This window comes from Lacibacterium aquatile (assembly GCF_042683105.1).
GTDB lineage: Bacteria > Pseudomonadota > Alphaproteobacteria > Elsterales > Elsteraceae > Lacibacterium > Lacibacterium aquatile.
In genome coordinates, this window is the sequence record NZ_JBHUIP010000014.1 from 323,081 (window position 1) to 342,973 (window position 19,893).

At 62.0% G+C, this 19,893-nt stretch carries 11 protein-coding genes; 7 read left to right on the forward strand and 4 right to left on the reverse strand.

Going from position 1 to position 19,893, the window contains the following annotated elements; genetic code table 11:
* The first annotated feature begins 21 nt into the window (after positions 1-21).
* The 7 genes from ACFSM5_RS18610 (at position 22) to ACFSM5_RS18640 (ending at position 5,430) form a co-directional block, all read left to right on the forward strand.
* A complete protein-coding gene (locus ACFSM5_RS18610) occupies positions 22-1,197 on the forward strand; it encodes an ABC transporter substrate-binding protein (protein WP_379878069.1) in 1,176 nt (391 codons plus the stop codon).
* A gap of 63 nt (positions 1,198-1,260) precedes the next feature.
* Entirely contained in the window at positions 1,261-2,181 is a 921-nt protein-coding gene (locus tag ACFSM5_RS18615) for a branched-chain amino acid ABC transporter permease (RefSeq protein WP_379878070.1), read from the forward strand.
* A 4-nt stretch (positions 2,182-2,185) separates the two neighbouring features.
* Positions 2,186-3,109, forward strand: a complete 924-nt coding sequence (locus ACFSM5_RS18620; protein ID WP_379878072.1) for a branched-chain amino acid ABC transporter permease — start codon at positions 2,186-2,188, stop codon at positions 3,107-3,109.
* Positions 3,106-3,855, forward strand: a complete 750-nt coding sequence (locus ACFSM5_RS18625; RefSeq protein ID WP_379878073.1) for an ABC transporter ATP-binding protein — start codon at positions 3,106-3,108, stop codon at positions 3,853-3,855. The genes ACFSM5_RS18620 and ACFSM5_RS18625 overlap by 4 nt, the downstream gene beginning before the upstream one ends.
* Positions 3,852-4,562 (forward strand): ABC transporter ATP-binding protein, encoded by a 711-nt coding sequence (locus tag ACFSM5_RS18630; RefSeq protein ID WP_379878075.1) that lies wholly within the window; start codon positions 3,852-3,854, stop codon positions 4,560-4,562. Before ACFSM5_RS18625 ends, ACFSM5_RS18630 begins: the two co-directional genes overlap by 4 nt.
* 3 nt (positions 4,563-4,565) lie before the next feature.
* Positions 4,566-5,000: an acyl-CoA thioesterase gene (locus ACFSM5_RS18635; protein WP_379878077.1), complete on the forward strand. Its 435-nt coding sequence runs from the start codon at positions 4,566-4,568 to the stop codon at positions 4,998-5,000.
* A 25-nt stretch (positions 5,001-5,025) separates the two neighbouring features.
* Positions 5,026-5,430, forward strand: coding sequence for a RidA family protein (locus ACFSM5_RS18640; RefSeq protein ID WP_379878078.1), 405 nt, complete (start codon positions 5,026-5,028; stop codon positions 5,428-5,430).
* 115 nt (positions 5,431-5,545) lie between these two features.
* On the opposite strand, the gene ACFSM5_RS18645 is transcribed toward ACFSM5_RS18640, so the two are convergent.
* The 4 genes from ACFSM5_RS18645 to ACFSM5_RS18660 all read right to left on the reverse strand — a co-directional run bounded on the left by ACFSM5_RS18645 (position 5,546) and on the right by ACFSM5_RS18660 (position 19,883).
* Positions 5,546-6,205: a trypsin-like serine peptidase gene (locus ACFSM5_RS18645; protein ID WP_379878080.1), complete on the reverse strand. Its 660-nt coding sequence runs from the start codon at positions 6,203-6,205 to the stop codon at positions 5,546-5,548.
* Positions 6,206-6,408: 203 nt separating this feature from the next.
* Positions 6,409-16,236 (reverse strand): hypothetical protein, encoded by a 9,828-nt coding sequence (locus ACFSM5_RS18650; RefSeq protein WP_379878082.1) that lies wholly within the window; start codon positions 16,234-16,236, stop codon positions 6,409-6,411.
* Between the two features lie 78 nt (positions 16,237-16,314).
* A complete protein-coding gene (locus ACFSM5_RS18655; RefSeq protein ID WP_379878083.1) occupies positions 16,315-17,679 on the reverse strand; it encodes an HlyD family type I secretion periplasmic adaptor subunit in 1,365 nt (454 codons plus the stop codon).
* Positions 17,679-19,883: a peptidase domain-containing ABC transporter gene (locus ACFSM5_RS18660; RefSeq protein ID WP_379878084.1), complete on the reverse strand. Its 2,205-nt coding sequence runs from the start codon at positions 19,881-19,883 to the stop codon at positions 17,679-17,681. Before ACFSM5_RS18660 ends, ACFSM5_RS18655 begins: the two co-directional genes overlap by 1 nt.
* Between the last annotated feature and the right edge of the window lie 10 nt (positions 19,884-19,893).

A 19,893-nucleotide genomic window follows, 5' to 3' on the forward strand; every position in this document is an offset into this window, starting at 1 on the left:
TCAACGGGAGACTAGGGAACCATGAGTATGAAAGCGACTTTGACGGCTGGTGTCGCCCTCGCGGTATTGGCTGCTCCGGCAATGGCTCAGAATGTGAAGATCGGCCTCGTCACCACCCTGTCGGGTCCGGGCGCTGGCCTGGGCGTCGACATTAAGGACGGTTTCGAGCTGGCGGTGAAGCTGAACGGTGGCAAGCTGGGCGGCAAGACCATCGACCTCATGACCGCGGACGATCAGCAGAAGCCCGACGTGACCCAGCAGGCGGTCGAAAAGCTGGTGAAGCGCGACAATGTCGACTTCCTGACCGGTATCGTCTTCTCGAACCTCATGCTGGCCGTTGGTCAAGCGGTGTTCGACAGCAAGACCTTCTATGTCTCGACCAACGCCGGTCCGTCGGAATATGCCGGCGCCCAGTGCAATCCCTATTTCTTCAATGCCGCCTGGCAGAACGACAATCTGCATGAGGCGATGGGCCAGCACGTCCAGTCCAAGGGCGTGAAGAAGGTCGCGTTGCTCGCCCCGAACTATCCGGCGGGCAAGGATTCGCTCAACGGCTTCAAGCGCTTCTACAAGGGCCAGGTTGTCGACGAGATCTATACCCAGCTCGGTCAGCTCGATTATGCCGCCGAAATCGCCCAGATCCAGGCTTCGGGCGCCGACGCCGTCTTCATGTTCCTGCCGGGCGGCATGGGCATCAGCTTCATCAAGCAGTATGGCTCGGCCGGTTTGCTGAAGACCCTGCCGCTCTTCGTTCCGGGCTTCTCGGCGGACGAGGACGTGCTGCGCGGCCTGTCGGGTACCGAAACCGGCATCATGAACTCGACCCATTGGGCCCTCGAACTCGACAATGCGCAGAACAAGAAGTTCGTCGAGGAATTCCAGAAGGCCTACAACCGCAAGCCCAGCCTCTATGCCAGCCAGGGGTATGATGCTGCCCTGCTGATCGGCTCGGCCATCCAGAGTGTGCCGGATCTGAAGGATAAGGCCGCCGTTCAGAAGGCTCTGGAAGCCGCCAAGTTCGACTCGGTGCGTGGCAAGATGGCCTTCAACACCAACCATTACCCGATCCAGGACTACTACCTGCGTGAAGTGGTGAAGGGTGCCGACGGCAAGCTGACCAACAAGCTGGTCGGTCCGATCTTCAAGGACCATAAGGACGCCTATGCGGTGAACTGCAAGATGGCCTCCGCTGGCTGATCTGCCTGCCCCGCCCGGCTACGGGCGGGGCGCTTTCCCTTCGGTTTGTGAAAGATCCAGACCTTGCCTTCGACGCTGATTCTCGCCCAGGTGCTGAACGGGGTGCAGTTCGGGTTGATGCTGTTCCTGCTGGCCGCCGGGCTGACGCTCGTGTTCGGCATCATGGACATGATCAACCTCGCCCATGGCTCGCTCTATATGGTCGGGGCCTATTTCACCGCGACCTTTGTTACCTGGACCGGCAGTTTCTGGGGCGGTCTTGCCCTGGCGATCCCGGTTACAGCCGCCGTCGGTATGGCGCTGGAGGTCGTGCTCTTACGAAAACTCTATCGACGGGATCATCTCTCCCAGGTGCTGGCGACCTTCGCGCTGGTGCTGCTGGCGAACGAGATCGTCTCGATGCTCTGGGGCCGCACCCCGTTGTCCATCTCCCTGCCTGAGTCGCTCAACGGGCCGGTCGAGATTTTCCCAGGCTTCAATTATCCGGCTTATCGCCTGCTGATCATCGGTGCGGGCGTTGCCGTCGCCGTGTTGCTCTATGTGCTGGTGGTCCATACAAGGCTGGGCGCCCATGTGCGCGCCGGGGCCAGCAATCCCGATATGGCGCGGGTGATGGGCGTCAAGATCGGCACGCTGTTTACCGCCGTCTTCGGCATCGGCGCCGCTCTCTGCGCGCTGGCGGGCGGTCTGCTCGGTCCGCTGCTCGCCGTGCAGGTCGGCATGGGCGAGAGCATCCTGATCCTGGCCTTCGTCGTGATTGTCATCGGCGGCATCGGCTCCATCCGGGGCGCCCTGGTGGGCGCGCTGCTGGTGGGGGTCATCGATACCGCCGGGCGTGCGCTGCTGCCGCTGCTGCTGCGCCAGATCGCTAGCCGCGAGATTGCCAGCTCGGTTGGCCCGGCCATCGCTTCGATCCTGATCTATGTGCTGATGGCGGCGATCCTGGTCGTGAAGCCACGTGGCCTTTTCCCGGCGCGAGGGTAGGGGGATGACACGCTATCTACCCCTGCTCCTGCTGGCCGTGCTGCCCTTTGGCGCCCTGGCGCTGGGCGGCGACTTTTATCTGAACTTCCTGACCCGGGTGCTGATCTTCGCCCTGGCGGCGGCCAGTCTGAATTTTGTCGTCGGCTATGGCGGCATGGTCTGCTTCGGACAGGCGGCGTTCTTCGGGATCGGGGCCTATGCCGCCGGGATCCTGGTCGCTTCGGGCCAGACCAACCTGATCGTCATGCTGCTAGTCGCGGTTGCGGTCGCCGGGATTGCCGCCGCGATTGTCGGGGCGATCAGCCTGCGCACGCGCGGCGTCTATTTCATCATGATCACCCTGGCCTTTGCCCAGATGGTCTATTACCTCGCGGTTTCCCTGCGTGCCTATGGCGGGGACGATGGTTTGACGCTGCCGCTGCGGGGCAGCCTTGGTCCCTTGAACTTGAAAGATCCGCTTAGCCTCTATTTCACCGTTGCGGTGTTGGTGGCGCTGGCCTTCTGGTTCCTGTTCCGGGTCGAGCATGCGCGGTTCGGCCGGGTCATCCAGGCAATCCGCGATAACGAAGGCCGCACTGGCGCCATCGGCGTGCCGGTCTTCCGCTATCAGCTGGCGTGTTTTGCCATCGGCGGCGCTTTGGCCGGGCTCGCAGGGATGCTGCTGGCGAACCTGAATGGCTTCGTCTCGCCCAGCCTCCTGTCCTGGCACCAGTCAGGCCATCTGCTGATCATGGTGATCTTGGGCGGCGTCGGCGCGCGCTGGGGCGGCTTCTGGGGCGCGCTCGCCGTGCTGGGGATCGAGGAAGCGTTCGCTGAATTCACCCTCTATTGGCAGGTCGGCCTTGCCGCCGTTCTGCTGACCGTAGTGTTGGTGGCAAGGCAGGGCATCTCCGGTGCGCTCGGCATGCTGAAGAGGGTGCAGGCATGAGCGCGATCCTGAAGGTCGAAGGCCTCGTCAAGCGCTTCGGCGGCATCACCGCGACCGACGATTGCTGGCTTGAGGTGGCGGCAGGCGAGATCCACGGGCTGATCGGCCCCAATGGCGCAGGCAAGACCACGCTGCTCTCCCAGATCGCTGGGTCGCTGAAGCCCAGCGCCGGGGCGATCCATTTCGATGGGCAAGCGATCACGGGCCTGCCGATTCATCGGCGGGTCGGTCGCGGCATCGTGCGCTCTTTCCAGATCACGAACCTCTATAAGACCTGGCGGGTGCGGGATGCCGTTGCGCTGGCGGTCCAGGCACGCTCTGGCTCCAGCTTCCGTTTCTGGCAGCCGGTACAATCTGAAAAGGCGCTGACCGACGAAGCCGCCGCGATCCTGGCGAGCCTCGATATGGCTGCCCTGGGTGACCGCATCACCGGCGATCTGTCCCATGGCGAACAGCGGCTGGTGGAGATCGCGATGGCGCTGGCCACGGCACCCCGCCTGCTGCTGCTGGACGAGCCGATGGCAGGCCTCGGCCCCTCGGAATCCGAGCGGCTGACCGAACAGTTGCAGGCCCTAAAAGGGCGCTACAGCCTCCTGCTGGTCGAACATGACATGGCGGCGGTCTTCCGCCTGTCGGACCGGATATCGGTGCTGGTGGCGGGTAAGGTGATCGCCAGCGGTTTGCCCGATGCGATCCGCAACGACGATGATGTGAAGCGCGCCTATCTGGGCGAGGAGGCGATATGAGCGCCTTGCTGGAAATATCCGATCTCCACGCTGGTTACGGCTCGGCCGAAGTCCTGTTCGGTATCGATCTGGCGCTGGCCCAGGGGAATGTCGCTGCCTTGCTGGGACGGAACGGCATGGGCAAGACCACGACGATCAAATGTCTGACCGGCCTGCTGCCTGTGCGCGGCGGTTCGATCCGCTTTGCGGGCAAGGAGATCGCGGGCCTCACACCCGAAGCCATCGCGCGCCAGGGCCTCGCCGTCGTGCCGGAAGGTCGTCAGATTTTCCCGAACCTGTCGGTGCGCGAGAACCTGACCGCCTTCGCCGGGAACCGGGCAGGTAGCCAAGATCCCTGGACTTTCGACAAGGTCATCGCCTTCCTGCCGCGCCTGGGCCAGCGCCTCTCCAACATGGGAAACCAGCTGTCGGGCGGCGAGCAGCAGATGCTGGCCATCGGCCGCGCCCTGATGACCAATCCGCACCTGCTGATCTTGGACGAGGCAACCGAAGGCTTGGCGCCCCTGATCCGTGAGGAGATCTGGCGCTGCCTTGCCACCTTGAAGTCTGCGGGTCAGTCGATCCTGGTGATCGATAAATATGTCGAGAAACTGCTGCCGCTGGCCGATGGTCATACAATTTTGGAACGTGGGCGTGTCGCCTGGACCGGATCTTCGGCGTTACTGTCGCAGGACCGGGAGGTCTGGACACGGTATCTAGGGGTCTGAGCCATGAGCGTTCCGATCTTTCACAGTCACAAGACCATTCGCTTCGCCCATTGCGATGCGGCGGGCATCGCCTTCTATCCCCAACTCGTGACCCTGATTCACGAGGTGCAGGAGGATTGGTTCGGCCATATGGGCTGGCCCTATAAGCGCATGCATTTGGAGGCGGGGCTGGGCGTCCCGACGGCCAAGATAAACCTCAAGTTCCACAGCCCCTTGCGGCTGGGCGACGAGGTGGAATTCGGCCTGTCGGTGAAACGACTGTCGGATCGGTCGGTTGATATCGCCGTGCTGGCGGCGATCAAGGGCCAACTTCCGAGCGTGAGTGCGGAAGCAAGTCTGGTTCTGGTCGATCTCACCACAATGAAATCCCGGCCCTGGCCGGACGATCTTAAACAGCACATCCAGCAATGGGCACCCGCCGAGAGCGTGGCGTCTTAGATTTCCGTTACGAGGTAGAGAATCGATGCAGTTCCTTCAGCCCCCGACCTGGAAAAAGCCGCGCGGCTATTCCAACGGCATCGCCGCCCGCGGCACGCTGGTTTTCATCGGCGGCCAGATCGGCTGGGACGCGAACGAGAGCTTCCAGGTCAAGGACTTCGCGGGGCAGGCCGAACAGGCCCTGCGCAACATCGTGGCCGTGCTGGCTGAAGCTGGCGGCCGCCCCGAACATATCGCCCGCATGACCTGGTATGTGGTCGACCGCACCGAATATCTGGCGGGTCTGAAGGAGCTTGGCGCCGTCTATCGCGCCGTGATGGGGAAACATTTCCCCGTCATGACAGCTGTCGAGGTTTCCGCCCTCATCGAAGCCGAAGCCCGTGTCGAGATCGAATGCACCGCCGTGATCCCGGACGAGGTGGCGGCCTGATCGGCCTTAATCCTGATCGACCATGATATCGTCATCCTCGGGCTTGACCCGAGGATCTTTCCATCCTCCGAAATCTGCTGGAGAGAACGGATAACGCCCCTGGATGACGGAGGTATTATTCCGTGGGGCAGACGGCCGCCTGGCTAGCGACACCAAGTTCAGCGACATTAGGAATAATGCCAAAAGACATTGCCTGACGATTCAGAGAGAGATACTGGGTTGTCATGGCGACAAGCCGCCAATGGCCACCGCATTCCATCAGGACCGGACCACCTGACTCTCCGGTCATGACATTGCAATCGAACATGACAGCCCGCCAGTCGCTGGTCGTTCCAGCGATCTGGCAACCCGGCTGTACCCGCATCATGTGGGGGCGTTCCCGGGGATAGCCGATCCGGAAAAAACGAACGCCTTCGACCGCATAACGCTGAATGGTTTCCATATCCAAAAGCGCCAGAGGGATCGGCGTAAGTTTGCTTTTCCGGCTTAATCTCAGCAATGCCCAATCATCATTGTGGGCGTAGTCGGCTGTTGGGTCGGGCAGGGTCGATAATTCGAAATGATCGATGGCAATTCGCTCGGCAAATTCGCCCCGCGCGTAACCCGCCAGGAAAAACACCTGCCGGGGGGTGACCAGACGTTTGGTGCGCGGATTATCAAGGCAATGTCGCGCTGTCAGGATGAGATCTGATTCGATCAGGGCGCCCGTGCAATGGCCCACACTGTCGATATTGATCTTCCCGATTGACGTCCAGGGCCATTCCTTGGGTTGCATGCCCACAGGCTGCTCGGGGCCTGTCACATTCGGCGCCCGGAGAGGGGGCCGGAAGGAGAGGATTTCCAAGCTTTCCTTCTGGCTCGCCTTTTTCCCCGTCGCTTGAGAAGGCGCCTGAGCCCAACTCGCTGTCGCCAAAGAAAAAACCCCCGCCAAGCCCCCCAGAAGGAGGGCAAGGACGGGGGCTTTTCTAGCCAGTGCTATCAAGTCCACTCGATCTTCTGGATGTCGTGGAACTGCATTTCCGAACCGTCGCTGAAGACGACCGCGCCGGAGACCGCTTCCTGGAAGCTCAAGCTGTCCGCACCTGTCATATCGACGGCCTGACCGTCCACATAGACCGTCCAGTCGCCGGGCGCGCCGACATCCTGGAGGAACAGCATATTGTCGCCGACACCACCGTCGAAGGTGTCGTTGCCGTCACCCTTGGCGTAGATGAAGACATCGTTCCCGGCACCGCCGATGGCGTGGTCGTTGCCCGGCCCACCGATAAGCGTATCGTCGCCGTTGCCGCCAACCAGCGTGTCGTTCCCGGCACCGCCCATCAGCAGATCGTTACCGTCGCCGCCCAGGATGATGTCGTTACCACCGGTGCCGACAACCGTGTCGTTACCGCTCAGCGCATCGTAGAAGCCGCCGACCATCGTGACACCGTCGCCGGTGTCGGTGCCGAAGACATCCGACGAGATCGCGACATTGGTGGTAGCCGAACCGGAGAGCTCGCCGTCGCTGACCTCGAAGTTGATGGCGCGGTTGCCCGCACCCGCCGGGGTCAGATGGATCGAGGACAGCACGTCTTCATAGACGTCGGGGCTCGCATCGCCTTCCAGCTTCAGGCTGTGGGTGACGGGGTCGAAGCCGCCGCCCACGATCTTGATGCCGGTATCGCCGATCGAACCATCAGCACCGATCGTGTAGCCACCGATCTCCAGCTTGTCGCCTTCGGTAAAGCCATTACCGATGGTGATGTTGGCGTTGGAGAGATAGGGGCTGTCGATATCGCTGACCGACACGGCCGGGGCAACAGCAACCTGATAGGTCGCGCTGGCACCGCTGACTTCCAGCGTCCCTTCACCCGGTGCACCGGCAGCAATCACCGGAGCGTCATTCACCGCCGCCACATCGAAGCTGATGGTGTTCGGTGATTTGGAGAAGGCGCCGTGGTTGTCCTGGACCGAGAAGGCGAAGGAGGCATAACCCACGCCATTTTCGTCTGCACCCGGCGTAAAGACCAGCTTGCCGATATCGGCAGCCGACACGACGGTACCTGCGGTGATTGCGGCACCATTGAGCATCAGCTGACCGTGATCGGGCAGGCTGTCGATACGCACACCGGCCATCGTGTCGCCGGTATCCACATCGGCGAAGCCAAAGTCGGAGGCATTGAAGGTACGCGAACCATCCTCGCTCATGCTGATAGACTTATCAGCACCGGTCGGATCGTCGTTCACCGAAGCGACATTGATGGTGAGCGTGGTCGAGGAGCTGGCCGTGGAGCCATTCGCGTTTTCGGTCGAAGTGCCTTCCACGCTCAGACGGATCTGGCCGTGGAAATTCTCCGGCGCCTGGAACTGGATATTGCCGATCTGATCCGCCGGGATCGTGACCGTCCCATTATCGATCGCCATCTCGATGCCGCCGACCCAGATCTTCGAACCGGCCGGGATCGAACCGATGCGCAACTGCTGCGTCTCGGAGCCGTCCTTGTCGGCAAAGCTGGCATTGATGTCGAGGGCGATCTTGCCATCCTCGTCACCGGCCACCGTGCTGGCGCTCATCACCGGAGCATCGGCAACGGCGTTCACGGTCACATCGAAGTGATTGACGGTGCTCGCCTTGTCGCCGTTGGCTTCGGTCGCGTGGGTCGTGACCGTCACCTGGAAATCGTCGTCGCTGTTCGCGGGCGGCAGCACCTGCAGATTGGTCTGATCGGCCTTGAGGCCGGTGAAGACCAGGGTACCGTCGGCTGCCGTGGTGCCGGTCAGCTCATGCTGCTTACCCGATGCATCGATGTAGAAGACCTTGGCACCGGCCGGAACGCCCGTGACGTCGAAGCTGAAACCTTCGGTCTTGTACTGCTGATGGCTGTCGATGGTCGGCGAGACCGAGAAGCTGGCTGCAGAGTCCTCGTTCACCGTGGTGCCAGTTGCGACGTTGCCTGCCTGATCCTTCAGCTCGACCGTGTAAGCATCGGCCACGGCTTCCACATGCAGCACGACCGTCTGGGTCGGGCTGTGGGCAGCGCTGGCGTTGCTCTTTTCGATGCTGTTGGCCGTGACCTGCAGCGGGATGTCGCCGTTGAAGCCCTGGTAGTTGCCGGTGAACTTCAGTTCGGCAGAGGCCATCTGACCGGGCGAGAAGGTCCAGACGTGATAGGTGATGCCGCCTTCGGTGACCAGGCCGCCGTCGCTGCCGGTCGAGAAGTACGCGCCTTCCGGCCAATCGCTGGCTTCGACCTTGATCGAATAGGAAAGCACTTCCGACCCGTCGGTGTCGTTGAGCTTGCCGCCGATGCCAAGCGCGCCGCCGATGGCAAGCCCGCTGTCTTCGGAGCCGTTGATCACGCTCGGTGCATCGAGCGTCGGAACGTCGGCTTCGGCCTTCACATTGACGTTGATCGTGGTGCTGCTGGAGGCATGGTCGGTATGGACCTTGCCGCCTGCCGTTACCTGATCTTCCGAAACCGCCGTCAGGGTCAGGCTCAGCTTGCCGGAGAAATCATCCGGCGGCAGCAGATCGACCTTGCCGATGTCGGCCGGGTTGATCGCGATCTTACCATCGGAGCCCGGCTGAACCGCCACGCCATTGACATAGACCGTCGAACCTTCGGGGATATTCGACAGATAGACTGCCGAAATATGTTCCGAACCGTCGGTATCGGTAACGCTGGCCGACAGATCCAGATGGATCTTGGTGTCTTCGGTCCCGGAACCACCGGCGCCACCAACACTGGGGGCATCGGCATCGGGGGTGAAGGGCACGCCCGTCGTATCACCCTTATAGACCGAGGATTGGCCATTGCCATAGGTCGTGACCGTATTGGCCTGGACCGGCAGGTCGCCCGCGAAGTCGGCCGGCGGGTAGATGTTGATCGCGTCGACGCCGTTGTTCGGGTCGTTGAGGTGCACGGCGAACTTGTTGTTGCCCAGGTAATAGACCTCGGACACACCCGGCACGCCGGTAATCTTGGTTCCCGGAGCCACGGTCAGAACCACCGAGACATGCTCGTCGCCGTTCGGGGTGCCGACCAGCGTCAGCGACGCGGTGGTCGGATGATCTTCCGTGCCGGCCTTGATGTCGGTCAGGTTGTAGCCGATCGGATCTTCGGTCGGGGGCTCGTTGCCCGGACCGCCGGTGCCGGGGCCTGTGCCTGCCTTGACGGAGACGTCGTAGGGAACCGGATTGCCGATCAGCACGCCGACCGACGCATCGCCCTGGGCAAGGTTCGCATCATTCTCGACCACCACCGGGGTGATGGTGAGATGGGCAACCTCGGTCGTGCCGTCGGCTACGCTGTAGGTGGTGTACTGCACGTAGGGCAGGGCTTCCTTGGACACGGTCCAGGTGCCGTCGCCGTTGTTGAACAGCACGGCGCTTGCAGGGGCTCCATCGGCCAGCGACAGGAAGTCGTGGCTGGTGTCGCCTTCGTTAAGCAGGTCCGGCATGCCGCCGATGATGTAATGGATCGATTCCGATCCGTCCGCACCGGCGCCGACTTCGCCCAGCTTGCCGTCGAGGTCGAGCTGGATGGCTTCGCCTTCGTTGCCACTGGAGTCGGCTGCAACCACGGTCGGTTCGTCAGCAACGCCGATGACATCGACCTTAATGCCGCCGGGAACCGTGACTTCCTTGCTCTGGCCCGGGACGACGGAGCCATCCTTGTAGGTTTCGGCAACGGTCAGCTTCAGATCGAGATTGAAGTCTTCGTTGCTGTCCTGGGGCGGACGCACCGTGATATGACCGACATCCTTGGCATCGATGGCGTACCAACCATCGCTGTTCGGATGGATCTCCGTGCCGTTGACCTTCAGGATCGCACCGTCCGGCACGCCGTTCAGATAAACGGTACCGACGATTTTTTCAGACCCGTCGTTGTCGACGAGGCCCGGATTGATGGTCAGCGGAATATCCGTGTCTTCGTTGCCGGTACCGCCGCCGCTGGCGTTGAAGTTATCCACGCTCGGCTTGATGTCGACGATGAAGTCGATCGTCGTGGTGGCGGTGTCCTTATTGTCGTCTTCCAGCGTGACCGCCGAAACGGTCAGCGGGATCTGGCCGTCATGCGGGCTCGAGAAGTGGGTCGGAACCCCTTCCAGCTTGACGGTCTTTGCCTCGTCCGGGGTCATTGTCCAGGTCGTATAGACCTTGCCGTCGATGACTTCGACGCCGGTCAGGGTACCGGCGGAGAGCTGCATGCCCTCCGGCACGCGGCCGATCACGATCGAGGTGATGGTTTCCGAGCCGTCCGTGTCGGTCAGTTTGGCTTCGATATTAAGCGCAACGCTGCCGCTATCGGCATCGATCTTGGCTTCATGCTCGCTGACGCCCTTGATCTCGAAGGCGACCTGATCGGCAACCGCGTCGACCTTCACCTGGATCTTGCCCGACACCGACGCCTTGTCGTTGGCGGTGTTGTTGAGCGGGCTGTTCGGCGTTTCGTTCGAGGTCAGCGTCACATCGACAGTGAATTCTTCGTCGCTGTTGGGCGGCGGCAGGACCGAGATGTCGGTATGACCGGACTTGAAGGGCACGTCGTCGAAATAGACCTTGTCGCCCTTGGTGACGCCAACGGCCTCATGCTCCACACCATTCTCGTCGGTGTAATAGAGCTTGGTGCCAGCCGGCATGCCGCCCAGATCGATGGTCAGATATTCCGAACCGTCCTTGTCGCTCAGCATGCCACCGATATCGAGGTGGATTTTGGTGTCTTCGTCGCCCACCACCTGCGTCGGCAGGGTGAGGGTCGGCGCGTCAGCCACCGAGTCCACATGGACGGTGAAGCTGTCCGAACGGGTCGCGGTATTGTCGGACTTGTGGGTCTCGTTCGAATTACCTTCGGTCGAGGTTGCCTTGACCGAGATATCGAAGTCACCGCTCCAGTTGACCTTGGAATTGTCGCCGACGAGGGTCAGCTTCGTTCCGCCGCCGATGCTGGCGAGATCGCCCTGCGACAGGGTATAGCTGCCATCGGCATTCGGGGTCACGGTGCGACCGCCGATTTCCAGATGATAGCCGTCCGGCACGCCGTCGATGGTGACGGACAGGGTTTCCGAACCATCCTTGTCGGTCAGATCGGCCTTGATCGCGCCACTGATATCGATGGCGCCGCTATCTTCATTGGTGGACACATCCTTGACCACCAGGGTCGGGACGTCGGCGACGGCGTCGACCTTGATGGTGACATTCTGCACCGGGCCGAGGCCGGTGTGCGACATGCCGTCCTTGGCATCGACAGCGCCGGAGCGGATCTGCAGCGTGAAATCAGCATCCGAGTTCGCGGGCAGCCCCGTGATCTGCAGGTCGGCGGCCTGTTCAGCGGTGAACTTGAAGCCGGGCACGCCATTGATGGTGGTCCAGACGCCCGTCGGGCTCAGAACTACGCCATCCGGCACGTTCGAGATCAGGACGAAGGGAACTTCGCCCGCAACGCTGGTCGAGACATTGATCGGGAAGTCGACTGCTGCCTGACCGCCTGCGCCGATACCATCGGCCATGCCGCCGGTGACATTGGCGTCGTCATAGCCGTTGGAGGCCTTACCCATATCTTCGCGCAGTTCGGGCGCGGTGTAGGTCAGGGTCAGGGCGCCAGTATCGGCCTGGGGCTTCACTTCGACATTCAGGGTGCCGCTGCGGGTCGACACATTGTCCGAAAGATCGGTGTCGTTGCCACCGGCTTCGGTCGCTGTCGCCTTGACGCCGATCGAGAATTTGCCGTTGTAGTTCTGGGGCGGATCGAGCCAGACCGAGCCCACGGCTGCGGCGCTGGAGCCTGCCGGAACGGTGCGTTCCCAGGTGCCGGTCTCCGCATCGACCAGAGTCCACTGACCGGTGCCCGAGTTCGAATTATAGACCTTGAAGCCATCCGGCACGCCGGTGATCTGAACGGTCAGGCTTTCCGAATTATCCTGCACCGAGGCGCCCAGGGTGACCTGGAAGCGGCCGCTGTTGGCCGTCGGATCTTCATTGACGCTGGCGTTCTTCGTCCCAAGGTTCGGCACGTCGGCAACGGCATCGACGCCGACCTTGATCTCGCCGCTGTCAAACTTATTGTAGTCGGTGCCCAGGGAGTTGCTGTCCTGGGTATAGGCATCGACCTTCAGCGTGAAGTCGTCATCCGAATTCGCGGGCAGGCCCGTGATCTTCAGATCGGCGGCTTCGGCAGCCGTGAACTTAATGCCGCCGCCCCAAGCGGTGCCGGTGTGATTGAAGCTGACGCCTGCTGGAACATTGGTCACGACGACGAAGGCGCTTTCATTGCCCTTGTCGGCCGAGACATTCATCGAGATATCGACGGCGCCCGAGGCTGCTTCGTCGCCGGCTACATTGGCATAACCGCCCGTGGTGCCGGACTGACCTGCGCCCTTGCTGGCAGCACCTAGGTCTTCGTTCACATTCACGGTGCCGTGGTTGACGGTGAAGCTACCGCCATCGGCATCCGGCATGATCTTGACGGTCAGCGAGGTCGAGGTGCTGGCCGTATTATTGGCCATCGTGATTTCCTGCGAACCCGTCGCGCCTTCGGTCGAGGTGACCGTGAACTTCAGGTCGATGGTGCCATTGAAGTCGTTCGGCGGATTGAGCTTCAGGCCCGGCAGATCGCTCTGGGCGACAGTCCAGGTCTTGTCCTGCGGATTATAGGTACCCGACGACAAGGTCGCGCCTTCGGGAACGCCGGTAACAACCACCGGGCCGAGGGTTTCCGAACCGTCGGTATCGGTCAGCGCGTTCGAGATATTGAGGTCGATCGGCTGGTCTTCGGTGCCGGTGCCGCCCGTGACTTTGATGGTCGGCGCGTCGGCGACGGCATCAATGGTGACATGGATCTGCTGTGCTTCACCCGCGGCCGGGGTGGCCTTGCCATCCTGGCTGTAGGGCGTGACGGTCAGATTGAAGTCGACGTCGGAGTTGGCGGGCAGGCCAACGATCTTCAGGCCTGCAACATCGGCCGCATTCACCTTCACGCTGCCGTCCGGCTGCAGAGTGCCGACGTTCAGGCTAACGCCATTCGGGATATCCGAGATGACAACCCAGGCGTTTTCGTCCGGATCACCGGCGCCAAGGTCGATCTTCAGGCCGATGGCACCGCTGCCCAAATCTTCATAGCCTTGGGCATTGTCGACCGACAGGGTCGGGGTGTCCGACACTGCATCCACATGGATGGTGATGGAGGTCGAGGTGGTGGCCGTGTTGTTGGCAAGCGTCAGTTCGTTCGAACCTGTCGCGCCTTCGGTCGAGGTGGCCGTGATGTCGAGTTTGATGTCGCCCGAGAAATTCTCCGGCGGGGTGACGGTCAGGCCAGAGAGCTGCGCCGGGGTCAGGGTCCAGGAACCATCGGGGTTCTTGGTGCCTGCCGACAGGCTGGCGCCATCCGGCACGCCGGTGATGGTGATCGAGAGGCTTTCCGAACCATCGGTGTCGGTCAGGGCGCTCTTGATGTCGAGGGCGATGGCGCTGTCTTCGTCGCCGGTCGAGTTGCCTGCAGACAGAGTCGGGGCATCGGCAACCGCGTCGATGGTTACATGGACCTGTTCGGCCTTGCCAGCGATCGGAGCGGCATTGCCGTCCTGGCTGTAGGGCGTGACAGTCAGGTTGAAATCGGTATCGGAATTCGCGGGCAGGCCGATGATCTTAAGATCAGCCAGATCTTCAGCCGAAACCTTGATGCCGCCAGCAACCGGGGTGCCGTGATTCAGCGTGACGCCATTGGGAATATCCGAAATGACGACCCAGGCTGTCTCGTCCGTTTCACCGCCGGTGACCTTGATGTCGAGGGCGATGGTGCCCTGGTCGAGATCTTCATAACCCTGGGCATTGCCGACCGTAACCGTGCCTGCATCCGACACCGGATCCACGTGGATGGTGATCGAGGTCGAGGTGGTGGCCGTGTTGTTGGCAAGCGTCAGTTCGTTCGAACCAGTCGCCCCTTCGGTCGAGGTGGCGGTGATGTCGAGTTTGATGTCGCCGGAGAAATTCTCCGGCGGGGTGACGGTCAGGCCCGAGAGCTGTGCCGGGGTCAAGGTCCAGGAACCATCGGGGTTCTTGGTACCTGCCGACAGGCTGGCGCCATCCGGCACGCCGGTGATGGTGATCGAGAGGCTTTCCGAACCATCGGTATCGGTCAGCGCGCTCTTGATATCGAGCGCGATGGCGCTGTCTTCGTCGCCAGTGACGTTGCCTGCAGACAGAGTCGGGGCGTCGGCAACCGCATCAATGGTGACATGGACCTGCTGTGCCTTGCCGGCGAGCGGAGCGGCATTGCCGTCCTGGCTGTAGGGCGTGACGGTCAGATTGAAGTCGGCATCGGAATTCGCGGGCAGACCGACGATCTTCAGATCGGCGAGATCGCCAGCAGACACCTTCACGCTGCCATCAGGCATCACGGTGCCGTGATTGAGGGTGACGCCGCCCGGAATATTCGAGATGACAACCCAGGCGGTTTCATCAGCCTCACCACCGGCCACGCCGATATTGAGCGGAATGCTGCCCTGGTCGAGATCTTCGTAACCCTGCGAATCCTTGACGGTCAGGGTCGGGGTGTCGGACTGCGGATCGACCGTCAGCGTGACCGTGGTCGTGGTTGTCGCGACGTTATTGTCGAGGCGGATTTCCTTGTCCGTCGGATGTTCGGTCGCAGTCGCGGTGATCTTGATGTCGACCGTGCCGCTCCAGTCGGCGGGCGGCGTGACCGTCAGACCGACGAGCTGGGCCGGAGTCAGACTCCAGGTGCCGTCCGGGTTATGCACACCGGCCGACAGGTTGAAACCGTCGGGAATCGTGACGGTCAGGCTCAGGGTTTCCGAACCGTCGATGTCCTTCAGGGTGCTGGCGATATCGAGCGCAATGGCACTGTCTTCCGAACCATGGGCAGCCTGAGCCGTCAGGTTTGGAGCATCGGCAACCGCATCGACCGTGACCGGCACGGAGACAACGGTGGTGGCCGTCGTGCCGTTGGGATCGCGCGAAGTGACCTGGAAGTCGAGGGTGAAGTCGGCATCCGAATTCGCGGGCGGGAAGACTTTCAGCCCATCGAGATCGGCGGGGGACAGAGTCCAGGTACCGTCAGGATTCTTGGTGCCAGCCGAGAGCGAGGCACCTTCGGGCAGGCCGACAACCGTGATGGTCAGAGTTTCGGTGCCGCCATCGCGATCATTGATCTGCGCGGTGACATCGAGCGGAATGCCGTCATCTTCGTAACCTTCGGCGGCTGTCGCCGTGGCAATCGGAGCATCGGCCTTGGTCTGCGGCTGTTCCGGTTCGTCGATGATGTCGGGGTCATCATCGTTGACCGTGACGAGTTCCGGCTCTTCGAGAGCCTGGGCGACGAGGGCAGGTGCGTCGGGCTGCGCGGGCAGGTCGGGCAGCGTGAAGACGGGATCAGGACCCGGAGTCGGCAGGCTGGGTTCCTGGAAATTCTGTTCAAAAGGCTCGGCAGCGGGTGGCGAAACGGCTTCAGGTTCCGGCACGGTCAGCGGCGGAACCTCACCAATCTCAGGAGCAGTGTCGATCGGGGGCGTTTCCGCTAGGGGCTCGACCGTATAGACCTGGGGGGTGCCATCCGGCAGAGGGGCGCCTTCGAAGGTTGCATCAAGGCCGCTATGGTTATTGCCGAAGGCATCCATATTGGCCTGGCGGTTCGTCGTCCCCTCGGGGGCCGCGCGCTCGCGGGCGTCAAGACGTTTGGTCGGGTCCGGGTCCTCGTCCATGTTGGACGAGCTGTCCAACATCTGCTGAACCGTTGCCTGACCTTCCTCTTCGGACTCCTGTTCCGGATTCTGCTCGCCGGGAGTCTTGAAAGGATCGTTTTCCGCCATCGTACACCTGCCGTTTTATTAACCAAGAGGAACGTTTTGTTCTACCTGGACTGCCAAGATAAACATCCTAACAAATTATTACCGCTCCCGAAACGCCGAATCTATCGTTGCATAGATGGGTTTCAAAATATACTGGAGCACGGTTTTCTGCCCGGTAGCGATGTCTGCTTGAGCAGTCATGCCCGGAAGGAGTGGTCTTTTCGTGGGGTCATCGCCGACATAAGGATGAAGGACTTTGATCTTCGCCTTATAGTAAGGGTTCTTTTGTTCGTCTAAGAACGTAGTTGCCGAGATAGACAAAACATGACCTTCCACAATACCAAAGCGTGTGAAGTCATAAGCGCCGATCTTGACGCGAGCGACTTGCCCAGCCTGAACGAAGCCGATATCGCGGGCTGATACCTTCGCCTCCACAATAAGCTCGTCATCCACCGGCACAACCTGTGCAACCATACCGGCTGGGGCGATGACACCGCCGGGGGTTTTAACTGGAATCTGCTGAACAAGCCCCCGCACGGGAGACAGCACGGTCAGGCGCTGCACCCGGTCATCGAGGCCCGCAAGAGTCTTCTGCACTTCGACGATTTCCGATGACGCCTGATTGAGGCGATCAAGCGCTTCCTTGCGCAGTTGAGCTTCGGTATCGACGATCCGGTTCTTGAGTTCCTGGATCTCCTGGCCCGCGCTTTCCATGCCGGTATTGAGGCGTTTCACCTCGGTCTCGGCCGAATTCAGCTGCAGGCGCGCCGACAGAAGGGTCAGGCGCGAATTGAGTTCGCGGCGGAACAGATCCTCGCGGATCGATTTTTCCTCGTTCAGCAGCGAGATCTGGGTCAGCAGCGTCTCGCGCGTCTGCCGCATGCTGGCGATTTCGGCCGTTTTCGACGCGATCTGCTGCTCGATAACCGCAATCTGGGTGCGCTTGGCATCCATCTGCGCATTATAAAGCCGCTGCTGGTCGAAGATAATCGCGGGTTCGACCTCGGCGAAGACGGCCCAGCGCGGGGCGTCGCCTTCGGCAAAGGCGCGCTGGCGCTCCACCTGGACACGCAGGGCGGTCAGGCGCGCCATCAGGCGGGCGCGTTCGGCTTCGGCCGAGGCGCTGTCGAAACGCACGATCGGCTGACCGGCATCCACCAACTCGCCTTCCCGGACGAAGAGTTCGGCGATGATGCCGCCCTCAAGATGCTGAACCGTCTGGACCTGGCCCGCCGGGACGACTTCGCCGGTGGTGGTGGCGACTTCGTTGACCGGCGCGACGGAGGCCCAGGCAAAGAAGCCGACCACGGTCACGAGCGACAGCAGGACACCCGCATGCACGAGGCCGGTTGCGATCCGGTCATCGTCCCCGGCTCCCGCTGCCAGCGACCGGCGCTTGCGCTGAACCGCGATGACGGGCGAGGGAGCCGGGGGGGTGGGTTGCTCGAGGCTGGCGGTAGTCATCAGATCGACTCCAGGATGACGGCATTATTGATGCCGCTCAAAGGACCGTAATATTTGGCAAGGCCTGCTTCGAGGATCAGGACCTTGTCGCATTTGCGGATATGGCTTGGCCTGTGAGTCACCAGGATGATGGTGGCTTTGCCGCGCAGTTTTTCCAGTGTGTTCATGAAAATTTGTTCCGAAGCGTCGTCGAGCGTGCTGACGGGATCGTCCAGCAGCAGGATCCGGCTCTTCTTGGCAAAGGCGCGCGCGATGGACAATCGAACCACGAGGCTGGTGGGCAACGCATTCATATTACGCGTATCGATGACGGTTTCGAGACCATCGGACAAAGCGCGTACTTCGTCGGCGGCACCCACGGCGTCCAGCGCTTCCCAGATTTCTTCGTCGGTGACCAGCGGCACCGCAAAGCGGATGTTGTCGGCGATCGAACCGTTGAAGACCTGCGGGCGCTGCGGCACATAGCCGATCACGTGGCGCAGCTCGAGCGGATCATACTGGCGCAGGTCGCGGTCATCGATGCGGACCGACCCGACAGGGGTCTGATAGAGGCCCGTCAGCAGCTTCACCAGTGTCGATTTGCCCGCGCCCGACCGGCCGATCAGGGCAACCATCTCGCCGGGCATGACATCGAAGTTTATGTTGGCCAACACCGGGTCGGTCTCGCGGCCATAGCGGAAGGTGACGCGGGCCATGGCGATGCGGCCGTCCACCCGGGCGATGGGGGCGGCAACAGTTCCGGGCAGACGCTCGGGCGACAGGTTCATCAGATTGTCGATCTGCTGGATCGACGAGCCAAGCTGCTTCATGCGCGAGAGGGCGATGAAGGCGCCCTGAACCGGCTGCAGGACGCGCCAGACCAGCATGGTCGACCCGATCAGGCCACCGGCAGTCATGGTTCCGGCCAGCACGAAGTGGATACCCGCGACAATGGTGGCAAGGCCCGCCGCCATGGTCACGAAATAGCTCACCTGCTGGATCGTGGCCGAGATGGTGGCACTGCGATGGTTGGCGCCGACCGCCTCGGTGTTGATTTCGCGATAGCGCTTCAGCATCGCCTCGCCATTCCGGCTAAGGCGGATGATGCGCATCTTCTCGATCACTTCCAGCACCAGTTCCTGGCGTTGGGCATTGGCCTTCGAGGCGATGGAGACCGAGCGGTTGACGATGCCGGACACGCCGACGGCCATCAGCACATAGATCAGGATCGCTACCAGCGGCACAAAGGCAATCGGGCCGCCGATGAAGAACAGCGCCACCAGGAAGATGATGACGAACGGCAGATCGATGGCGGACTGGGCAATTGGGCCGGTCAGCAGATCGCGGACGCGCTCCAGATCCTTGATGCGGGCGATCTGGGCCGAGATGCTGGCGCGTTCCGTCAGCATGGCGGGCAGGGCCACCAGGCGCCCGAAGACCGAATTGCCGACCATCAGGGACATCTTGGCGCCCGCATAGGTCATGGTGCGGGTTCGCAGACGCCGCGCGCCGAATTCCAGCAAGGACCCGAGGAAGGCGCCCGCTGCCAGCAGGATCAGAGTCTCGGGCGCATGGGCCCCGATGACCACGTCATAGACAGCCATCGTGAAGATCGAGACGGATAGGCCCAGCAGGTTGGCCATGACGGTCAGGAAGACCGACAGCCAGACCAGCCGCTTGAAGTTGATCATCTTCAGGCGGAACCAGGAGGTTCCCGGCGGATTGATCGGCGCGCCCGGCTGGGCTGCGAGGGCGGCGACAGCGGCGGCGTCGGGGCCGATCAGCAGCAGCTCTCCCGTGGCACGGCGGCGGGGGATCCAGTCGATCTCGCCGGTTTCGGGCCGGAAGATCTGCAGACGCTTGGGCTCTGATGCCAGCACGACGTAAGCAGGGCGGCGGCCCGGCAGCACCATGCAGGGCAGGTCGGCTTCAACGATTTCCCGGGGTAGCCGCTCCAGGGCAAATGCCCCTTCGTAGCCGACACGGCGCAGCAGGTTCAGGAAATCGGTCAGATCGATCCGATCCTCGCCCGACGGCAGCATTTCGGCCAGAAGGCGGGGCGAGCCCTTCCATTCCAGCGCAGTCAGCAGAGCGGGCAGGCAGGCCGCGAGATCGCCGCGATTGGCGAGTTCTGAAAGACCGCCGATCCCGAAGGAATTGAGGCGCTTCCAGCTTTTACCGCCATCGTCGAGCGGGGAGGTGTGGGAGAGGCGTGCTGTGGTCATAATCTCTGTG